Below are 20,975 nucleotides of genomic sequence, written 5' to 3' on the forward strand. Positions count from 1 at the left end.
CCTTATTTTTGGGCTTTTGCCCGCCCCATGGCCGCCCCCGAAACCGCCGCAGAAGAAGAAGTGTACGCCATCCCGGCTGCGTACCGGAAGATGGAAAACACCCACATTCTGTTCTGGCTGCTGAAGGACATTGCCTGGTGCATGGTGTGGCGGCCCCTGGGCCTGCTCATGGTGCTGCCCACGCTGGGCATTGCCCTGGTCATTGCCTGGCGCACCCGCGCCTACACCTCGGAGCTGGCCCACAACCTGGCCATCGTGTTCTGGATTACGGCCAACTCTTACTGGATGACCAGCGAATTTTTCGGGTTCGATACTGTGCAGGTGGCCCCGCACGTCACGGGCAAGCACCTGGCGCTGGTGCCGTTTCTCATCGGGCTAGGCATTCTGCTGTACTATTACCTCGTGCAGAAGCCGCGCGAAGGGCGTGCCGACCAAGTAGCCACGCTTTAGCTTCGACCCCGAAACTATGACTTCCGACGACGAACAGCAAGCCCGTATCGAGCTCCGCGCCTGGCAGCTGAAAATGCAGCGGGCACCCTCGTTTCTCAACAACTTTGCCCGGCGCGTGCAGGTGCGGCTCAATGCTTTCCTACCCGAAAAGGTGCACCAGGCCATCACATCTGCCATCAAGCAAATGGTGCGCGGCGTGCTCTTCGGCTCGCAGCACACCACCGGCAAGGTGCTGGCCAATGCCACGTTCGCGCAGCGCGAAACCGCTGTGCGCGGCCAGATTCGCAACTACCGGACCATGGCCACCGCCGAAGGGGCCATGACCGGCGCGGGCGGCTTCCTGCTCGGCCTCGCCGATTTCCCGCTGCTACTCGGCCTTAAGCTCAAACTGCTGTTCGACGTGGCCGCCGCCTACGGCTACGACGTGCACGACTACACCGAGCGCCTCTACCTGCTCTACGTGTTCCAGCTGGCCTTCAGCAGCCAGCACACCCGCAACGCCACCTACCACCGCCTCGCCGACTGGGATGCCTACCGCCTCACCCTGCCCCTGAACCCGGAAGAATTCTACTGGCGCACCTTCCAGCAGGAATACCGCGACTACATCGACCTCGCCAAAATGGCCCAGCTCCTGCCCTTCGTGGGGGCGGCCGTGGGGGCCGTGGCCAACTACAAGCTCATCGAGCAGCTGGGCGAAACTGCCAAGAACTGCTACCGGATGCGGTACTTCGCGGCCGAAAGCTTGCAGTCGCGGCCCCTGCCCCCACGCTTGCCATAGCGCCACGGATGCTTACCGCCCCGGCCGCCGGGCCCACCAGCTCCGCTGCGGTGCTTGTCGGCTCGGCAGACACCCATGTCACCCCGGCCGCTAGGCATGTCAACTCCGCTGCTATCATTGCCAGCCCGGCTAAGGTCTTCGCGGCTACGGCAGCAATGCTTGCCACCTCGACAACATGATATGACGTCACGGCAGACATCATTACCACCCCGGCAGCATTATTAACGGCCCGTGCTACATGACATGACGTCATGAACAGCATCATAATGGGCCGTTCATTTAGTGTTGCATTGCAATCGACTCCCCGCGGGCAAGCATCTGCCACGCGCACTAGAGGGAAATGACCTGACCTCAATACAAAACGGCCGCCCCAGTTTCCTGAGGCGGCCGTTGCAACTTAAGCTACTGGCTGACGGGAATTACACCGCCTGCCCGGCTTCTTTCAAGCGAATCAAATTCAGGGCCGAGCCGGCTTTGAACCACTCAATCTGCCCTTCGTTGTAGGTGTGGTTGAGGGTGATGAGGTCGGTGTCGCCATCGGTGTGGTGCAGGCGGGCCTGCAGGGGCTTGCCTTCCTGGAAATCCGTCAGGCCGAGGATGTCGATGGTGTCGCCTTCCTCAATCAGGTCGTAATCGGCCTTGTTGGCGAAGGTGAGGCCGAGCATGCCCTGCTTTTTCAGGTTGGTTTCGTGAATGCGGGCGAAGCTCTTCACAATCACGGCGCGCACGCCGAGGTGGCGGGGCTCCATGGCGGCGTGCTCACGCGAGCTGCCTTCGCCGTAGTTCTCGTCACCAATTACCACGGTGCCGATGCCGGCGCTCTTGTATGCGCGGGCCGACTGCGGCACGGTGGTGTAGCCATCGCCCTGCACCGCGAAGTTGCGCACCGAGTTGGCCTCGCCGTTGAAGGCGTTGGTGGCTCCGATGAGCATGTTGTTCGAGATGTTATCGAGGTGGCCGCGGTATTTCAACCACGGGCCGGCCATCGAAATGTGGTCCGTCGTGCATTTACCCTGGGCTTTGATGAGCAGACGCAGGCCCATCAAATCAGTACCTTCCCAAGCCTTGAAGGGCTGGAGCAACTCCAGACGGTCGGAGGTTTCGCTCACCAGCACCTGCACGCCCGAGCCATCGGCGGCGGGAGCCTGGAAACCGGCATCTTCCACGGCGAAGCCCTGCGGGGGCATTTCCACGCCCTGGGGCTCATCCAGTTTCACGGGGCCGTTTTTGCCAGGCAGCGTGTCGGTGAGGGGGTTGAAAGTCAAATCACCAGCAATGGCGAAAGCCGTCACGATTTCGGGCGAGGCCACGAAGGCGTGGGTGTTCGGGTTGCCGTCGTTGCGCTTGGCGAAGTTGCGGTTGAAGCTCGTGATGATGGAGTTCTTGCGCTTGGGGTCGTCGGTGTGGCGGGCCCACTGGCCGATGCACGGGCCGCAGGCATTGGCCAGCACCACGCCGCCCATGTCGGCAAAGGTGTCGAGGAGGCCGTCGCGGGCCACCGTGTAGCGCACCAGCTCCGAGCCGGGCGTAATGGTGAACTCGGCGTTCACGGTCAGGCCTTTCTCCACCGCCTGCTTGGCGATGCTGGCGGCGCGGGTGATGTCTTCATAGGAAGAGTTGGTGCACGAGCCAATCAGGCCGACTTCCAGCTTCTCGGGCCAGCCGTGCTCTTTCACGGCAGCGGCGAACTCCGAAATGGGCCAGGCGGCGTCCGGCGTGAACGGGCCGTTCACGTAGGGCTCCAGCGTGTTGAGGTCGATTTCGATGAGCTGGTCGTAGTATTTCTCGGGCTGGGTGTACACCTCGTCGTCGGCGCGCAGGTGCTGGCGCACGGCGGCGGCGGCATCCGCGATTTCGGCACGGCCGGTGCCGCGCAGGTAGTCGCCCATTTTCTCGTCATAGGAGAACACCGACGTGGTCGCGCCGATTTCAGCGCCCATGTTGCAGATGGTGCCTTTGCCGGTGGCGCTCAGCGCCTCCGCGCCATCGCCGAAGTACTCGATGATGGCCCCGGTGCCGCCCTTCACGGTCAGGATGCCGGCTACTTTCAGAATCACGTCTTTGGCCGAAGTCCAGCCGCTCATCTTGCCGGTCAGCTTCACGCCGATGACTTTCGGGAATTTCAATTCCCAGGCCATGCCGGCCATTACGTCCACCGCGTCGGCACCGCCCACGCCGATGGCAATCATGCCCAGGCCGCCCGCGTTGGGGGTGTGCGAGTCGGTACCAATCATCATGCCGCCGGGGAAGGCGTAGTTTTCCAGCACTACCTGGTGGATGATGCCCGCGCCGGGCTTCCAGAAGCCGATGCCATATTTATTGGAAACCGAGGCCAGGAAGTCGTACACTTCCTTGTTCTCGGTGTTGGCTTCGGCAAGGTCAGCCGTAGCGCCGTCTTTAGCCTGGATAAGGTGGTCGCAGTGTACCGTGGAGGGCACAGCGGCCGTGGGCTTGCCGGCCTGCATGAACTGGAGCAGCGCCATTTGGGCGGTGGCATCCTGCATGGCCACGCGGTCGGGGGCGAAATCGACGTAGGAAACGCCGCGCTCGTAGGCCTGCTTTACTTCGCCGCCGTAGAGGTGGGCGTAGAGGATTTTCTCGGTGAGGGTGAGCGGGCGCGCCACGGCGGCGCGGGCCGCCTCGATGCGGGAACCCATGCCGGCGTACACCGTGCGAATCATTTCCAGGTCGAAAGCCATAGGATGCGTGTTATTATAAGTGTGGTTGCGCAAATGTAGCACTCACGGCAAGTTGGACCTAGCCCAAATGCACAGATGCGGGTTTGCATAGGGTTAACGTGGGTTTTTGGGGTTACGTTCGGATGAGCTTAACCCGCAGCGGGCGCATCAGGCTTGCGCAGATGACGCAGAGGCAGGCGGCAACCTATTGGCAGGGTTAGCGGTTTGTGGAGCTTGCCTTTGCATTTTTGCGCTTACTTATGAATAACAATCTTCTCTGCCTAATGGCTACGGCCGCGCTAGGCCTGGGCCTTGCTGGCTGCTCTTCCAACACCTCTACTTCCGAAACGGCCGCTACCGGCGGCGCGGCGGCCCCGGTGCTCACGCCCGGCCCGTGGCGCGGCGTGCTGGCCACGCAGGGCCAGGAAATCCCGTTTTTGTTTGAGGTGAAAACCGAAGCCGGGCAGCCGGTGGTCTACCTCATTAATAAAGGCCTGAACGGCGAGGAGCGGCTGCGTTGCGAGGATATCAAATCGGCCGGCGACTCGACGACGATAAGAATGCACGCCTTTGATGCAGCGCTGGTGGTGCGGGCCAATGGCTCGGATAAGCTGAAAGGCACTTGGGTGAAATACGACTCGAAAACGCCGTACCGCGTGCCAATGACGGCCACGGCCGGCGCGCAGGAGCTGTTCTCGGCCTCTGAAAAGGCTGAGCAAATTGGCAGCTTTGGGGGTACTTGGCGGGCTACTTTCCGCGACGATAGCGGCGAGAGTTACCCGGCCACGGGCGTTTTCGTTCAGCATCGCAACCGCCTCACGGGCACCTTCCTCACCACCACCGGCGACTACCGTTACCTCAGCGGCGTAGTGACTGGGCAGAAAATGGCCGTAAGCACGTTTGACGGCAGCCACGCCTTCCTGTTCACGGCCCAAAACGGGCCGAAGGAGCCCATAGACATCACCAAAGAATACGCCCCCAACACGCTGTTCGGTGACTTCTACTCCGGCAAATCCGGCCACGAAACCTGGACGGCCGTGCCCGACCCCAAGGCCAAGCTGCCTGACGCCGACACCCTCGCCTACCTCAAAAAGGGCGAAAGCCGGCTGAATTTCAAGTTCCCAAATGCAATTGAGGGCAGCTCTATCTCCCCCACCGATGCCAAATACCGGGGCAAGGTAGTAGTGCTGCAAATCCTGGGCACGTGGTGCCCCAACTGCATGGACGAAACCAATTTCCTGGCCCCGTGGTACGAGAAAAACAAAGCCCGCGGCGTGGAAATCATCGGCCTGGGCTACGAGCGCAAGCCCGAATACGCGGTATCAGCCGCCAAGCTGCGCAGCATGCGCGAGCGGTTCCACATGGGCTACGACGTGGCTTTTGCGGGTGTGGCCGATAAGGATTCGGTGGCGAAATCGCTGCCGCAGCTGGCAAAATTCCTGGCTTTCCCGACCACTATTTTCCTCGACAAAAAAGGCAATGTGCGGAAGATTCATACCGGCTTCTCGGGGCCGGGCACGGGCAAGTATTATCAGGAGGAAATCGACGGCTTCAATAAGACCGTGGATAAGCTGCTGAAAGAGTAGACTGGAGCGGTAGAGTTAGCGCCTAACCAAATAGGGCTTTTCATTCCGACGGAGGAGGAATCTGGATACAGTTTTCAGATTCCTCCTCCGTCGGAATGAAAAGCCCTATTTTAATGCGTGGCCGAGGACAACTAGGCGGCATTGCGTAGTATATTGTGATATGCTATTATTCTTCCACCCGCCGCCTGGCACGGCGGGCGGAAGAGGCGGTAATTTCCCCTCACCTCACTCATTCCGGCCATGAAGAACATCCTGGTTTGCACCGATTTTTCACCCGAAGCCCACAACGCTTTTGAGGTAGCCTTGCAGTTGGCCAAGCGCACGGGTGGCCGCATCATGCTGCTGCACGTGCTGGAAGAAGCCGAGGGCGTATCGGGTGGTTTCAGTACGATGGGCTCGTCGGCGGGCGGCCACAGCGTCGACCGGATTTTCACCATTAAGCTGCTGGAAACGACCAAGCGGCGGATGCACCTGCTGCGCGATGAAGCGGCCATGCTGGCTCCCGAAGTGCCGGTGCAGGACGAGGTGGAAATTGCCCGCGTCGGCGACGGAATTCTGCACGCCATCAACCGCGACCACCCCGACCTGGTGGTGCTGGGCGCGCGCGGCCACGGCGCGGTAGAGCATTTTTTCGTGAGTTCCACCACCGAGCGCCTTATTCGAATGGCCCCCTGCCCAGTGCTCACGGTGAAGCACCCGCACACCGATTTCGACGTGCAGAACATCGTGTTTCCGTCTGATTTTTCGGCCGATGCCGCCAGCGCCCTGGAAGGCCTGCGCCAGGTGCAGGCCGATTTCCCCAACGCCACGCTGCATCTGCTACACGTAGCGGCCGGCGGCAGCGGCCATGTCGCCCAGCAGCAAATGCAGGCCTTCGCCCAGCAACACCACCTGCTCAACTGCCAGACGGCCGAGGTGGATGCGGAGCGCACCAGCGTCGGCATCGAAGAATACGCCCAGAATGTGGGGGCTGACATGGTGGTCATTCCCACCCACGCCCGCTCGGGCCTGAGCCGCTTCCTGCGCACCAGCATTGCCGAAACCGTGGCCACCCACGCTTTCCCGCCGGTGCTGACGTACCATCTGGCGGCGTAGGAGCCGGCGGCTTAGCCGTTCAGAACGCTTTACCAGAACGTCATGCTGAGCGCAGCCGAAGCATCTCTACTGAGGAAGTAATCAGTTACTCTCGCGGTAGAGATGCTTCGGCTGCGCTCAGCATGACGTTCTGAATTAGGGCTGTTCTAAAACCTAAACCCCTCACCTACCCCCGCACCCGCAGCCGGACCTGAAAATCGTGCTTCGGCCGCAGGGTGATGAGCGGCTGCACCGTCACCGGCGGCTGGCCAGCCACCCATTCAATATCGAACTGCCGCAGCAGCTCCAGCGTCACGAGTTGCATTTCGGTGAGGGCGAACTGCATCCCGATGCACAGGCGCGGCCCGCCGCCGAAGGGCACGTAGGCGTTGGCCTGCACCGGCCTCGCCGCGCCGGGCGCAAAACGACCAGGCCGGAATTCCTCGGGTGCGGGCCAGTATTTCGCATCATGGTGGAGGCCGTGGAAGTAGAGCGAAAACAGCGTGCCTTTGGGGATTCGCAAGCCGTTGTATTCGTCATCGGCCAGGGCTACACGGTCCACCATCCAGGCGGGCGGATAGAGGCGCATGGCTTCCTGCACAGCATTCAGGGCGGTGCCGAGACGTGGGAGGTCCTCAAATGCGGGGACGCGGCCGGCCAGCACAGCGGCCATTTCCTGCTGAATGACCACGGCCTCGGCCGGGTGGTGGGCCAGCAGGTAAGTGAGCCAGGTGAGAGCGTTGGCGCTGGTTTCGTGGCCGGCCACGAGCAGGATGAGGGATTCGTCGATGAGGCGGTCCGTCGGCATGGGCTCGCCGGTATCCTCGTAGCGCACGTCGAGCAGCATTTGCAGCAGGTCGTCGGGCGGGGTGGCGTTGGGATTCGCGTTGGCCTGCTGGCGCTTGGTGATGAGGCCGCCCAGCAGCGCGCGCAGCTCGGCGGCCAGCGCATCGTGGTAGTCAAACCGCCCGCGCAGCCGGAACCACGGCTTGAGGTAGGGCTGCCGAACGGAACGCACGAAAAACGCCTGAATCTCGGTAATCAGCCCCGCCAGCCGGTCCAACTCGGCCTCCGGGAAATTGGTACTGAACACCGAGCGAGCGATGATGCGGAAGGTGAGGCGCGTCATAAGCTCGTGCACGGCCACGGTGGCAGCACCGTCCGCGCCCATGGCCTGCGCCACCAGCGGGGCCAGCGTTTCGGCCGTTATTTCCTGCATCAGGCCAGTGAGGCCCGCCACCCGCTGCCGGTGGAAACCGGGCTGAATGAGCCGGCGCTGCCGCAGCCAGTCGGGACCGTCGTTGGTTAGCAGGCCGTGGCCGATATAGCGCGAAAAGCTCCGCGTGAATTTCGACTTGGCGTAGTTCCGGTTGTTTTTCTGCAACACGTGCTGAATCAGGCCGGGGTCGCGGGTGAGAATGCTTTTTTCCACGCCACCGATGAACAGCTCCACCGTGTCGCCGTAGTGCGCCAGCGTATCATTCAGCACCGGCAGCGGGTCTTTGGCCAGCGCAAATGAGCGCAACAGGGAGCGCCAGCGCGGCAACCGGGGCAGCCGAAACGCATTTTCCGAATCCTTCTCAACAACCGGTAGCTCGCTCATGGCACGGGGCCGCACTTGGATGCAGCTCCCAAAAATAATCCGACGGCGGCGGGAAGCTCATCTTTTTTCAAACCAGCCGCGTACAGCCAGATAAGGCCACGCGCCAGCACACTTTCTTTCTCCAAACTTCCCGCTCTTTATGTGGATTCACCAGCAACCCAACGCCCCCGCCCCGCTCGCCGACCTGCAAGGCCGTACCGTCGGCCTCAAGTTTGAGTGCAACAAGTGCCACACCGAAGTCTTCACCGACCTCATCGGTGTGCCCGCCCCCAACGACCAGGCCGACTCGCCCGCCCACGCCGACAATCACGAAATCGAGGAAATAAAGTGCCCCGGCTGCGACATGACCCACACCCTGGAAGTCGACAGCACTTTCGATGGCGTCACGTTCAAAGTGAGTGATGTGAAGCCGGGCAGCGTGAGCTATCAGGTGTCGAAGTAAGGACCACGGATTCGCTCGGATTCGCTCGGATTTCCCGGATTTTGTAGTCGACTGCTGATTTCAGTCAATGACATTTTCAGAACAAAAAAGCCTCTCATGCGAGAGGCTTTTTTTATGATTTAGATTTGAAAATCCGGAAATAAATTCGACTACAAAATTCGTGAAATCCGAGCGAATCCGTGGTCCTATTTCTCGCGCTCAATCGTGTAATTAATCAACCCTTCCAACGACGTGCGGCTGGGCGATTCCGGGAAGGTGTGCAGGATGGCGAGGGCCTCGTCGCGGTAGCGTTTCATGGTTTGCACGGCGTAGTCCAGGCCGCCCGATTTTTTCACGAATTCAATTACCTGCTGCACCCGGTCGCGGTGACCGTCGTTGTTTTTTACGTTAAAAATAACTTTGCGCTTTTCCAGCCACGAAGCCTGTTGCAGGGCATAAATGAGCGGAAGCGTCATCTTCTTTTCTTTAATATCAATGCCCACAGGCTTGCCGATTTCGGCGGTGCCGTAATCGAATAAATCGTCTTTAATCTGAAAGGCAATTCCGACTTTTTCACCGAATAATCGGGCGCGTTCGATGACCTCTTTATCAGCGCCAACGGAGGCCGCGCCCACGGCCGTGCAGGAGGCAATTAGGGATGCCGTTTTTTGCCGGATAATGTCGAAATAAACGTCTTCGGTGATGTCTAATTTGCGGGCTTTTTCGATTTGCAATAATTCGCCTTCGCTCAATTCGCGCACGGCGTTGCTCACGATTTTCAGCAGGTCGAAATCGTCGTTTTCGAGGGCTAATAGCAGGCCGCGCGAGAGCAGGTAATCACCGACTAAAACGGCGATTTTATTTTTCCAGAGCGCGTTGATGGAGAAGAAGCCGCGCCGGTAGTTGCTCTCGTCTACCACGTCGTCGTGCACGAGGGTGGCAGTGTGCAGCAGCTCGATGAGGGCGGCCCCGCGGAAGCTGGCGTCGGGCAGTGGGTCGCCGGTGGCGGGCTCGGGGCGGGTGGCGCGGGCCGTGAGAAACACGAACATGGGCCGGATTTGCTTGCCCTTGCGCTTCACGATGTAGCCCATTATCTTGTCGAGCAGCAGCGCTTTGGTGCGCATCGACTGGCGGAATTTGTGCTCAAACTCTTCCATTTCGGCCGCGATGGGGGCCTGAATCTGGTCGAGGGACAAGGGGGAGTATTGGGGCATTGCGGCGACAATGATACGGCAGAACGGCGGAGAGAACACCTAGGAAGCGCCAACCTTTTGGGCCGGCTACGAATTATAACCGCAGCGGCGGCCAATTGGCTGCGCTTCGCTCCTACCTTCGCCATATGCTCACTCACGCCTCCTTCCTGCTCTCGGGCGCTGCCCACGGCCGGCCCTTCGAGGCCGATGCCACCTACTACGCCACCGGCCATCCCAAGCCCGTGCTGCTGTTCGTGCACGGCTTCAAGGGGTTTAAGGACTGGGGGCACTTCCCGCTACTGGCCGATTATTTCGCGGAGCAGGGCTTCGTGTTTGTGAAGCTGAACCTGTCGCACAACGGCATCGTGGTGGGCGGCACCGGCGATTTGGAGGATTTGGATGCCTTCGGGCGCAATAATTTCAGTATTGAGCTTGATGACATCGGGCAGGTAATCGATGCGCTTTTTACGCCCGGGGCCACGCCCGTGCCGGCTGCCGAGATGGATTTGCAGCGGTTTTTCCTGGCCGGCCATAGCCGGGGCGGCGGCCTGGCACTGCTGAAAGCCGCCGAAGACCCGCGCGTGCGGGCCGTGGCGACGTGGGCCGCCATTGCCGAAGTGCACCCGCAGTGGCCGCAGTCGGTGTTTGACGAGTGGCAGCGCACGGGCGTGCTACACGTGCCCAACACCCGCACCGGCGTGGAACTGCCCATGCACTACCAGATTGTGGAGAACTACCACGCCAACCGCCCGCGCCTCGATATTCCACACAACGTGCGCCGCAAGCTGAAGCAGCCGCTGCTCATCATCCACGGCGACCAGGATGAGACGGTGTCGGTGGATGCGGCCCACAAGCTGCACCAGCTCAAGCCCAATGCCGAGCTGCTGCTGGTGCCGGACGCCACGCACATGTTTGGCGGCGCGCACCCCTGGCCCGAGACGGAATTGCCCGCGCCCGCCCGGCACGTTGCGGAGGTGACGGCAGCCTTTTTCAAGCGGCAGAAATGAGTGATGCCCCCGTGTTGGCCTACCTGCTGCTGGGCTCGAACCTGGGCGACCGCGCCGCGCTGCTGGCGCAGGCCCGCGCCCGGCTGGCCGCAACTGCGGGTGAAATTGTAGCCGAATCCGGGATTTATGAAACGGCCGCCTGGGGGCGCGAAGACCAGCCGGCATTTTTGAATCAGGCGCTGGCATTGCGCACGGTTTTATCGCCCGAGGAATTGCTGGCTACCTGCTTGGCCACGGAACAAGCCGCCGGCCGTGAGCGGCGCGAACAATGGGGCAGCCGCACACTGGATGTTGACATCTTGTTTTTCGGGCCGAAAATCATTGCTACGCCGACGCTGAGCGTGCCGCACCCGCGCCTGGCCGAGCGCCGGTTTGCACTGGTGCCGCTGGCCGAAATCGCTGGTTCGCTGGTTCATCCGCAATTGGGCGAAACAGTGGCCTCGCTACTCGCCCGCTGCCCCGACCCCTTGCCCGTGCGGCCCTGGCCCGGCGAATGAGTCGACCGGCATTGGCGGCACCCGGCGCAGCTCCTGCGCTACGTGCCCTACTCGCACCGCCGCGCCCAGCAGCCAGACGGCCAGCAGTCCCGCTCCCAGCCAGTGCGGAGCCCGGGCCGGCCACGCCGCCAGCACCAGCACCACCACGGGCGCAAACAGCACGCTGGCGTATCGCTCGGCATCGTGAATGCCGGCGGCGCTCTGGGCAAACACCGTGAGGGCCGCCACCAGGACTACCAAGGCTACACTGGCGCTCCATAGCGTTTGCAGCATCAGCTGAAGGCGGAAATCCGGTTCAGCTTGTGAGTTAGAAAGCGTTGTTGAAGTAGCTTCTGGAAGAGCTTCAGGAGCATAAGCAGCAGCTGTTTCAGCCGAGGTAGACTTATGACGCGGCCACAGCAGACAACCGATTATCAACAGCCCAGCAGCCCACGCAAATTCCGGCAGCAGAGTTCGGCCCGAAACAGGCAGCGGCAGCAGCCAGCGCCCCAGCACGAAGCCATAATCAGCGGCTGAACTTAGCAATTGTCCCCAACCCCGGCCGGGGTGGTAGCGACTGGGGCCGGCCACCAGCAGCGCATACCACTGCCACAGTACGCCCGCCAAGCCACTTATCAGCAGGTGTAAAAAAAGCCTTGTCCGGCCACGGGCTGAAAGCCTGCGCCACCCGCCCACCAGCAGCCCCGCCCCTACTCCGGCCAGCAGAAAAAGCCCCAAAGTGCGCTGCAAAGGCAACAAAATTCCAACAGCCGTGAGCACACCCCACCACTGCCAGCGGGCCGTGTGCAGCCATTGCCACATCGCCACCGCATACGCCGCAAACAGCAGCAGAAAAACGCTTTCGGCCCACACGAATTTACTCACCAGCAGCCACGGCGTGTTCAGCGCCAGCAGGATGGGCAACGCCAGCGCCCGGCCGGCCGGCAGCAGCCGCCGGCCCAGCCAGCTCCACAGCAGCAGGCTGACCAGCAGGCACGCGCCGTGCAAAAGCCGCACACACGCCAGCGAGCTGCAGGCGCTCAGCAGCAGCGGGAACAGCGGCGGCCAGTAGCGGTACGGCGTGCCGTCGGGGTTGAGCAGGTGGCCGGTTTCGCGTAGCGTGTGGGCGGCGTAGAGGTAGTAGCGCGAGTCACCGGTGCTGGCCAGGCCGGGCGCGGTGGCGTAGGCAAACAGCGCCAACTGCAACAGCCCGGCCGCCAGCAGCAGCCCCGCGAAGGGCCACCGGTAGCGCCGGGCTGCGGCAGAATCAGAGGGAAAAGTTTGGACCATCGGAAGCGGAATGTAGCGCGAACTTTTAGCTCGTGCCCCCGCGCCGTTAGAATCGTTCGGGTTTCGTTCGGGGGCGCGAACTGAAAGTCCGCGCTACGGCTAGAAGCTTCCTACCGTGGCCGTGGGCACAATTTTCTTCACCAGGCCTTGCAGCACCTTGCCGGGGCCGCATTCCACGAAGTCGGTGGCACCGTCGGCGGCCATGCGCTGCACCAGCTGCGTCCAGCGCACGGGGGCGGTGAGCTGGGCCAGCAGGTTGGCTTTGATTTCGGCCGGGTCGGTGTGGGGCAGCGCGTCCACGTTCTGGTACACGGGGCAGCGGGCGGGGCTGAATGTGGTTTTTTCGATGGCTTCGGCTAGGGCAGCGGCGGCGCTTTGCATCAGGGGCGAGTGGAAGGCGCCGCCCACGGGCAGCGGCAGGGCGCGCTTGGCCCCGGCAGCTTTCAGGGCTTCGCAGGCCTGGGCCACGCCTTCGGCCGAGCCGGAAATGACGAGCTGGCCGGGGCAGTTGTAGTTGGCGGCTACTACCACGTTGCCGGCTTCCATGATTTCCTGGCAGATGCGCTCCACCGTGGCATCGTCGAGGCCAAGGATGGCGGCCATGGTGCCGGGCTGCTCCTCGCAGGCGGCTTGCATGGCCTGGGCGCGGCGGGATACGAGCGGCAGCGCGTCTTCAAATTTCAATACGCCGGCGGCTACCAGGGCCGAGAATTCGCCCAGCGAATGGCCCGCCGTGCTGGCCGGCTGGAAATCGGGCCGCGCCACAAACTGCGCCACCGAATGCACGAAAATGGCGGGCTGGGTAACGTCGGTGCGGCGCAGGTCCTCCTCGGAGCCGCTGAACATGATGTCGGTAAGGCTGAAGCCCAGGATGTCGTTGGCGCGGGTGAGCAGGGCGCGGGCGTCGAGGTTCTGGTCGAACAGCTCGCGGGCCATGCCGGGAAACTGGCTGCCCTGGCCGGGAAATAGCACGGATTGAGTCGGATTCATCGGAAGTCGCGGATTGGTGGTTTTCGGGTGGTGGGAATTGGCAAATGATGGCCGGCCGCTCCTTCAGAAGCGGCAAAGCGGGCGCAAGCTGCACAAAAAGCCGCATTGCCCAAAAAAAAGCGGAGCCGACCTAATGGTCGGCTCCGCTTCAGGGCGAGTTATGAATCAGCCTAAATCCGTGATTAGCGGACGATTTCGACCCAGCCCTTGTAGGTGCGTTTGGTGTTGGCAAAGTCGGCAAACTCCACCTCGACTAGGTAGAAATACACGCCGCCCACGTTTTTCACCTTCGTGTTGGCTTCGCCCGTGGGACCGCCGCCATCCCAGTTGATGAGGATGGGGTCGTCGGCCGTGGTGGTGTTCTCGAATACTTTAGTGCCCCAGCGGTTGAAGGCCTGGAAGTGTACGCGCCGCACCGGGCTACTGTTTTTGGGCCGGAACTGGTCGTTGGAGCCGTCGCCGTTGGGCGTGAAAATATTGGGCAGCTTAAAGAATACACAATTGTCCTGGCAGACCACGTTGCTCGTGTCGCTCAACGCGCCGCTGCTGGCTACAGCCTGAATGGCGTAGCAGCCGCCCGAAAAGGCCAGGTTGCCGTGCACGTAGCTGGTGGTGGTGGTCGTGCCCAGCAGCGTGAAGCGCCCCGTGGGCGTAGGCCGGTAGAATACCTTGTAGCTCACCGGGGCCACGTCGCAGCCGGCCGGCGTGTTGCCCACCGTCCAGCGCAGGCGGTTGCTGTATTTTTCATTCTGGCGCGGGAATTCGGGCAGATTGGCCAGGCTGTCGCAGTTGGTGGCCAGCGGCCTGAGCACCGGCGTGCAGGGCGGCGAGATGAGCGTGAGGCAGCGTTCCTGGCTGCGGTTCAGCAGCGAGCTCAGGAAGGTGAAGCCAGCGTAGCGCCCGTTCGTTTCCACGTAGTAGCAGTAGTCCTGGCCTTTCACCAGCGCGGGGTCGCGGTCGGCGTAGGTGCCGCCGGCGGCCGTGGAAGTGGCCGTGCCGATGCGCACGTAGGCCCCGGTATTGCCGTTGCGGCGGTAGATGGTGGTAGGCTGCGCGGCGTTGTCCCAAGGCACATTAAAGGTCCAGTTCACCGTGATGGCCGAGGCGGCCACGTTGGCGGGCAGCGCACTCACGCGCACGCTGCTGGCGGTGGGCGAAAACTCACTGATTGGCGTGGCCAGCGCCTGCACAAACTCCAGCTTGTAGGTGTATTGCTTGTTCTGGGTGTCGAGGCCGGAGTCGACGTAGCTCGTATCGGCCAACGTGATGAACGGGCCATGCGCCACCGGTACAAACGCCGTAGCCGCCGGGGTCAGCCCCTCGGCCCGCGACAGGTTGTAGCGCACCGGGCTGGTGAAAGTGCCACTCACCGGGCGGGGCTGGGTCCAGCGCACGTTTATCTGGCCGGTGGTGGCGCTGGTGGTGGCCACGTCCACGTTGGTCAGCATGGCTCCGCGCCCGGCCACCTGGGAGCAGGCTTCGTTCGAGGCCAGGCTTTCGCCACCGGCCGGCAGCGAGAAGTCAGCGTAAATACGGTAGCAGTAGTTCTGGCCCCGGTCCAGGCCGCGGTTGGTGTTGGTGGCATCCGTGTTCAGGTCGGTGAACGTGGTCACGGTAGGCCCTACCGTGCCAATGCGCACGTAGCCCGATGAGGCCGGAATACCCGTTTGGCACGCTCCCGGCGCGGTTCCAGGGTTCACTTTGCGGTAGATGTAAATATTGGCCGCATTGCCGCATGTGTAGGCATCCCAGTTCAGCACCATACTGTTGAGGCCGCCCGTTGCCACGGCGGGCGTGGCCCGCAGGTTTTGTGGGGCCGGCCCTACCACCGTAATGCGCCAGGTTTTCTCGTCAATCAGCGCCGGGTTGGTGGTGGAGGGCACCGCTGGGTTGTCCTGGGCCTTAAACACCACCAGATATGGCACTTTGGCCACGTTGCTGCACGTGGTTTGCCAGCTGAACGTGCCGGCGGCCTGCGGCGGGCCGGTCGTCGTTTGGCGGAACGTGGCGGGCGGGAAAATTCCACCGTAGGCAAACAGCGTGATGGGCGACTGCGGACTGCTGGCAGTCACGCCGTCCACGGCCGTTACGGTGCCCGTTATGCGCTGCCCGGCCACCACGCAGATGTCCTGCGGAATGGTGATGGTGGGGCGAATGTTGACCGAGGCCGTCACGATTATCTGCATGTCCCGAATCACCTTGCCGATAAGCCGACGCCCCAGCGGCACGCGCCGCCATTCCTCCACTTCAAACGCGACGTTGTAGAAACCCACCGCCACGGGCGCGTTCCAGGTAATCTGGCCGGTGTTCACGTCCTGAAAGAAAATGGCATCGTCATTAACCACTCCCGCCGGCACGCCGCCATAGGCCACCTGCACGGCCCGCGGATTACCGGCGGTGATGGCCTGGTCGTTGGGAAAGCGGAAATTGGGCACGGGCTGGGCCACGGGCATATTGGTCCCCGTGCCGGCTCCCGGGCCGGTGCAGGGCGAACCACCCACCGAACCGCGAATGCCGGCCGGCACCTGCTGACTGGCTCGCAGGTGAAAAGCCAGCGAATCATTGTCGGCATCGTAGGCCCCGGGGTTATGCAAAAACACCTGGCTGGTAGCGGCCTTGTCGATGGCCGGAGCCGTGAAGATGGGCGAATGATTCAGCCCCAGCGACGGGTCGATGTAGACATAGGTTCGGATGTAGAACGACTGATTTTTTGAGTCGGTCATATTTATCACCCCATCGTTGCGGTTTTCGCCGATAAACTCCACGTTGTAGCCACCCGTGGACGGGTAAATGTGCTCGAAATAATAAATATTAACGCTGGTGTCGGTGTTGCCCGGAATGGCCCGCTTCAGGAAGCGGGGCACACCATCGACGCAGCTGGAGGTGCCATCACCAAAGAAGATGGTGGCCGTCGGCTGGTCCACCGGCGAGCTATTGTCCGTGTACAGCACCATCTTGAAGAAGATGCGGCGCGGGTTGGGGCTGGCCGTGGTGTCCACCTTGGCCTGAATGTCGCCGGCGCGCAGGTGCGATGCCTGGGCCACATTCGGGCGCACACTCAGCCCGGTCATTATTGTCAGCAGTAGCAGCGCCAGCCGCGCACCGGCCCCACCCCGGAGTAGAAGAAATTGTATCATATAATCTCGAACGGAAGAAAGAAAATTCGCTAGCCTTACGCTGATTCGGACCTTAAAGGCTGGCCCGGCAACGCGAAGCTATACGAGAAGTAACGGGAGAAGGAAAAGTTACGCTGCCTTCGGCCGAAGGCGAATAGCAGCCTGCCTCATTCAGCGGATTCAGTAAAGCCGACAACCCCGCAAAAACCGCTCCGAGCAGGGCAGTTTTTGCGGGGCAGTCATTTTATTTAAGCCAAAAAATACGCGGCGCTAACGAACGATTTCGACCCAACCCTTATACGTGCGCTTCGTGTTGGCAAAGTCGGCAAATTCCACTTCGGCCAGGTAGAAATACACGCCATCGCCCACTTTGGCGCTGGTGCCGTTGCCCGATTCGCCCGTGGGCCCGCCGCCGTCCCAGTTGATGAGCACGGGGTCATCGGCGGTGGTGGTGTTCTCAAACACCTTGGTGCCCCAGCGGTTGAAGGCCTGGAAGTGGATGCGCCGCACCGGGCTGTTGTTCTTGGGCCGGAACACCGAGTTCTGGCCGTCGCCGTTGGGCGTAAAGATATTGGGCAGCTTGAAAAACAGGCAATTATCCTGGCAGGCCACGTTGCTCGTGTCGCTCACCGCGCCGCTGGCCACCACGGCCTGCAAGGCGTAGCACCCGCCCGAAAAAGACAGGTCGGAATGCACGAAGCTGGTGGCCGAGGTAGTGCCCAGCAGGGTAAAGCGGCCCGTGGGCGTGGGCCGGTAATACACCCGGTAATTGATGATGTTGGCATCGCAGCCGGCGGGCGTGGTGCCCACCGTCCAGCGCAGGCGATTGGTGTAGCGCTCCCGCAGGCCCGGGAATTCGGGCAGGTTGGCCAGGCTGTCGCAGTTGGTGGGCAGCAGGGTGAGCACCGGCGCACATGGCGGCGAGTTGAGGGTGAGGCACTGCACCTGGCTGCGGTTCAGCAGCGAGCTCAGGAAGGGGAAGCCGGCATAGCTGCCCTCGGTCTGCAAATAGTAGCAATAGTTCTCGCCCTTCACCAGCGTGGGGTCGCGGTCGGTAAACGTGCCGCTGGTGGCCCCAGTCGGAGCAGTAGCCACCGGCACCAGTGCGCCCGTGGCCCCGGTGCGGCGATAGATGGTAACCGGTTTGCCCGAATTATTCCACGGCACCTGATAGGTCCAGCTCAGGGTGATGGACGTGGGCGGGTTGTTGGGCAACGCCGTGAGCCGGACGCTACTGGCCGTGGGCGAGGCCTCGGTGAGCGTGGTACCCTGGCCCGGGGCGAAGGTGCGCACAAACTCCAGCTTGTAAGTGTATTGCTTGCTCTGCGTGTCGAGCCCCAGGTCCACGTAGCTGGTATCAGTGAGGGCGGTGAACGGACCGTGGGCCACTGGTACAAACGCCGTAGCCACCGGGTTCAGCCCCTCAGCCCGCGACAGCATATAAGATGGCGTGCCCGTGAACGTGCCCCCGCCAATCGGGCGGGGCTGGGTCCAGCGCACGGCAATCTGGCCGGTGGTGGCACTGGTGGTGGCCACGTCCACGTTGGTGAGCATGGCGCCCCGGCCCGATATCTGAGCGCAGACCTCGTTCGAGGCAATGCTCTCGCCGCCAGCCGGCAGCGGAAAATCAGCATAAATGCGGTAGCAGTAGTTCTGCCCCCGGCTCAAGCCGATGGTAGTACCAGTTGCCGGGTCCACGTTCAAGTCAGTGAAGGTCGTCACGCCGGGCGCTACTGTGCCAATGCGCACATAGCCCGCCGAGGCCGGAATGCCGGTATCGCACGGCCCCGGGGTGAACGTGGAGGGGTTCACCTTGCGGTAGATGTAGATGTGGGCCGCATTAGCGCAGGTGTAAGCGTCCCAGTTCAGCACCATGCCGTTGTAGCCGCCCGGGGCGGCGGTGGGTGTGACCCGCAGGTTTTGGGGCGGCGGCCCCACCACCGTGATGCGCCAGGTTTTCTCGTCTATCAGTATCGGCGTAGGAGACGCTGGGCTGTCCTGCGCTTTAAATACCACTAAGTACGGCAGCCCGGCCACGTTGCTGCACGTAGTTTGCCAGCTAAAGGTGCCGGCGGCCTGCGGCGGGCCGGTCGTCGTTTGGCGAAAGCTGGCGGGCGGAAGAATTCCACCGTAGGCAAACAGCGTAATCGGGGTTTGGGCGCTGCCGGCGGTCACACCGTCCACGGCGGTCACACTGCCGGTCACGGTTTGCCCGGCCACCACGCAGATATCGGGCGGAATGGTCAGCGTTGGGCGCTGGTTGTTGGTCGCCGTCACGATTATCTGCATGTCCCGAATCACCTCCCCGATAAGCCGGCGGCCGAGGGGCGTGCGCCGCCATTCCTCCACCACCATCGCCACGTTGTAGAAGCCCACCGCCACGGGCGCGTTCCAGGTAATCTGGCCGGTGTGCACGTCCTGCACGAAAATGGCGGGGTTGCCCCCGGTGGGGTCGCCCGGCACGCCACCATAGGGCACGGTCACGGGGTTGGCCGCAATGGCCGGGTCGTTGGGGTATTTAAAGTCGGGCACCGTCACGGGCCGGGGCGTGTTGTCGCCGGTAGCGCCGGGGCAGGGCGGCCCGACAATGTTGGATGCCAGGCGGGGCTCCTTCTGGCTGGTGCGCAGGTGAAAGGCCAGCGAGTCGTGGTCGGCATCATATGCCGCCGGATTGTGCAGATACACCTGCCCTACGGCCCCCTTATCAATGGCCGGAGCCGTGAGCACCGGCGAATGGTTCAGCCCCAGCGCCGGGTCGATGGTGATGCGGGTGCTGATGTAGAACGACTGGTCGAGCGGATTGCTCATGTTGACGACGCCCCCGTTGCGGTTTTCGCCCACGAAGCTGACCGTGTAGTTGCCCGTAGACGGGTAAGTATGCTCGAAATAATAGATACTGAGCGCCGTATCGGAGTTGCCGGGAATGGGCAGCCGGCCGCCCGGCCGGGCAATGCCCGGGTTGCAGCTCGACGTGCCGTCGCCAAAAAAGATAACCGCGTTGGGCTGGTCTACTGAATTTGGCCCGCGGCTAATGTCGAGGTAGAGAATCATCTTGAAGAAGATGCGCCGCGGGTTGGGGTTGGCCGTGGTGTCCACCTTGGCCTGAATGTCGCCCGCCCGGATGTGGGTGGCCTGCGCCACCTCGGGCCGCAGGCCCAAACCTGCCAATAGCACCACCAACAGCAGTGCAGCCCGCACCAGCATTCCAGCCCGCGGAAGAGTAAACTGTACCATACCAATTCAGTTACAAGAAAGGAAAACCGTAATGCAGGCCCGGGCACCCAGCGAAGAAGCCAGCTTTTGAAGCCGGCCCTGGCAGAATTTGTTGCTGGTTAAGCCACACGCCCTTGCGTGTTTAACGATGCCAGCCGTGGATAGATTCACCACGCCTCCGCAATGTTTTTCGGAAGCGCGGCACTTGCACGAATCAAGCCCGACCGTTGCCCGGTTAGCGGGTGGGGGCTACCTTTGGGCGACCTAAACACACCTCTTCACTTCCCTAGTTTGGCAACTTTATGAGTTGGATAACAAAAACATTAACCAGCAGCATCGGCCGGAAGATAATTATGGCCGTTACCGGCCTGTTTCTGTGCTCGTTCCTGGTGGTTCACCTGATTGGCAACCTGCAGTTATTCAAGCACGACCAGGGTGCGGCCTTCAACACCTATTCTCACTTCATGGGTACCAACCCCATCATCCGCACCATCGAGTGGGGCCTGGTGCTGGGTTTCGGCTTTCATATTTTTGAAGCCCTCGTGCTCACCCGCCGCAACAAAGCGGCCCGTGGCGCACAAGGCTACGTGAGCAACCACTCGGAGCAGAACTCGGAATGGACCTCGCGCAACATGGGCATTCTGGGCAGCATCATCCTGATTTTCCTGATTGTCCACCTCTACAATTTCTTCTGGCGCGCCCGCTTCGCCGGCGACCTGCCCAAAATGGGCGGTGCCGACCCGCTGACCAGCGACTACGACAACCTGTATATGGCCGTAGTGTCGTCGTTCCACATCTGGTGGTACGTGCTGCTGTATGTGGCCGCCCAAATCAGCCTCGGCTACCACTTGTGGCACGGCTTCCGCTCGGGCTTCCAGACCCTGGGCCTGAACCACCGCAAGTACACCCCGCTCATTAAGTATGTGGGCTACACCTTCGCGGTAGTGGTTTCGGCGGGCTTCGCCTCCATGCCGCTCTACTTCTTCCTGTTCACCAATGCACAGGGCGAAATGGCTGCTAACGCGCCAGCATTCCTTCACACCGTGGCTTCGGCTTTTTAATTGATTAGGAGCAATAAAACCGGCCGGCCGCGCTAACAC

General features: G+C 62.0%; 15 protein-coding genes. 8 read left to right on the forward strand and 7 right to left on the reverse strand.

Translation table 11 applies throughout. The annotated features are described in order from the left end of the window. Positions 1-27 precede the first annotated feature (27 nt). Both ACYU70_RS07130 and ACYU70_RS07135 read left to right on the forward strand, forming a co-directional pair. A complete protein-coding gene (locus ACYU70_RS07130) occupies positions 28-450 on the forward strand; it encodes a hypothetical protein (RefSeq protein ID WP_342296709.1) in 423 nt (140 codons plus the stop codon). A gap of 16 nt (positions 451-466) precedes the next feature. Further along, complete coding sequence (locus ACYU70_RS07135) at positions 467-1,228, forward strand: EcsC family protein (RefSeq protein WP_342296711.1); 762 nt, start codon at positions 467-469, stop codon at positions 1,226-1,228. Positions 1,229-1,647: 419 nt separating this feature from the next. On the opposite strand, the gene ACYU70_RS07140 is transcribed toward ACYU70_RS07135, so the two are convergent. Then, entirely contained in the window at positions 1,648-3,927 is a 2,280-nt protein-coding gene (locus ACYU70_RS07140; RefSeq protein WP_342296713.1) for an aconitate hydratase, read from the reverse strand. A 239-nt stretch (positions 3,928-4,166) separates the two neighbouring features. Here ACYU70_RS07140 and ACYU70_RS07145 point away from each other — a divergent pair, with 239 nt between their 5' ends. Further along, the gene (locus ACYU70_RS07145; protein WP_342296715.1) at positions 4,167-5,492 is read left to right on the forward strand and encodes a peroxiredoxin family protein; all 1,326 of its coding nucleotides are present in this window, start codon (positions 4,167-4,169) and stop codon (positions 5,490-5,492) included. A gap of 240 nt (positions 5,493-5,732) precedes the next feature. Continuing rightward, complete coding sequence (locus ACYU70_RS07150) at positions 5,733-6,587, forward strand: universal stress protein (RefSeq protein WP_342296717.1); 855 nt, start codon at positions 5,733-5,735, stop codon at positions 6,585-6,587. Between the two features lie 166 nt (positions 6,588-6,753). Here ACYU70_RS07150 and ACYU70_RS07155 read toward each other — a convergent pair whose 3' ends face one another. Then, a complete protein-coding gene (locus ACYU70_RS07155; RefSeq protein ID WP_342296719.1) occupies positions 6,754-8,169 on the reverse strand; it encodes a cytochrome P450 in 1,416 nt (471 codons plus the stop codon). Positions 8,170-8,308: 139 nt separating this feature from the next. Here ACYU70_RS07155 and ACYU70_RS07160 point away from each other — a divergent pair, with 139 nt between their 5' ends. Next, positions 8,309-8,611 (forward strand): hypothetical protein, encoded by a 303-nt coding sequence (locus ACYU70_RS07160; RefSeq protein ID WP_342296720.1) that lies wholly within the window; start codon positions 8,309-8,311, stop codon positions 8,609-8,611. A 185-nt stretch (positions 8,612-8,796) separates the two neighbouring features. Here the strand turns inward: ACYU70_RS07160 and ACYU70_RS07165 are convergent, their stop codons facing one another. Further along, the gene (locus ACYU70_RS07165; protein WP_342296721.1) at positions 8,797-9,804 is read right to left on the reverse strand and encodes a polyprenyl synthetase family protein; all 1,008 of its coding nucleotides are present in this window, start codon (positions 9,802-9,804) and stop codon (positions 8,797-8,799) included. Positions 9,805-9,929: 125 nt separating this feature from the next. Here ACYU70_RS07165 and ACYU70_RS07170 point away from each other — a divergent pair, with 125 nt between their 5' ends. Next, positions 9,930-10,790, forward strand: coding sequence for an alpha/beta hydrolase family protein (locus ACYU70_RS07170; RefSeq protein WP_342296723.1), 861 nt, complete (start codon positions 9,930-9,932; stop codon positions 10,788-10,790). After that, positions 10,787-11,287, forward strand: a complete 501-nt coding sequence (gene folK / locus ACYU70_RS07175; protein ID WP_342296724.1) for a 2-amino-4-hydroxy-6-hydroxymethyldihydropteridine diphosphokinase — start codon at positions 10,787-10,789, stop codon at positions 11,285-11,287. Before ACYU70_RS07170 ends, folK begins: the two co-directional genes overlap by 4 nt. Here the strand turns inward: folK and ACYU70_RS07180 are convergent. From ACYU70_RS07180 to ACYU70_RS07195, 4 genes are all read right to left on the reverse strand, one after another. Beyond that, entirely contained in the window at positions 11,234-12,556 is a 1,323-nt protein-coding gene (locus tag ACYU70_RS07180; RefSeq protein ID WP_342296725.1) for a hypothetical protein, read from the reverse strand. The two genes, folK and ACYU70_RS07180, sit on opposite strands and share 54 nt — an antisense overlap. Positions 12,557-12,655: 99 nt before the next feature. Continuing rightward, positions 12,656-13,546 carry an ACP S-malonyltransferase gene (fabD, locus tag ACYU70_RS07185; protein ID WP_342296726.1) on the reverse strand — a complete coding sequence of 297 codons (891 nt, stop codon included), beginning with the start codon at positions 13,544-13,546 and terminating at the stop codon, positions 12,656-12,658. Between the two features lie 182 nt (positions 13,547-13,728). Then, positions 13,729-16,683, reverse strand: a complete 2,955-nt coding sequence (locus tag ACYU70_RS07190) for a T9SS type B sorting domain-containing protein (protein WP_342296727.1) — start codon at positions 16,681-16,683, stop codon at positions 13,729-13,731. Positions 16,684-16,932: 249 nt separating this feature from the next. Next, a complete protein-coding gene (locus tag ACYU70_RS07195) occupies positions 16,933-19,896 on the reverse strand; it encodes a T9SS type B sorting domain-containing protein (protein ID WP_460615951.1) in 2,964 nt (987 codons plus the stop codon). Between the two features lie 281 nt (positions 19,897-20,177). On the opposite strand from ACYU70_RS07195, the gene ACYU70_RS07200 reads away from it, so the two are divergent. After that, entirely contained in the window at positions 20,178-20,936 is a 759-nt protein-coding gene (locus ACYU70_RS07200; RefSeq protein WP_342296729.1) for a succinate dehydrogenase cytochrome b subunit, read from the forward strand. The last annotated feature ends 39 nt before the right edge of the window (positions 20,937-20,975 follow it).

The sequence above is a fragment of the Hymenobacter segetis genome (assembly GCF_054776495.1).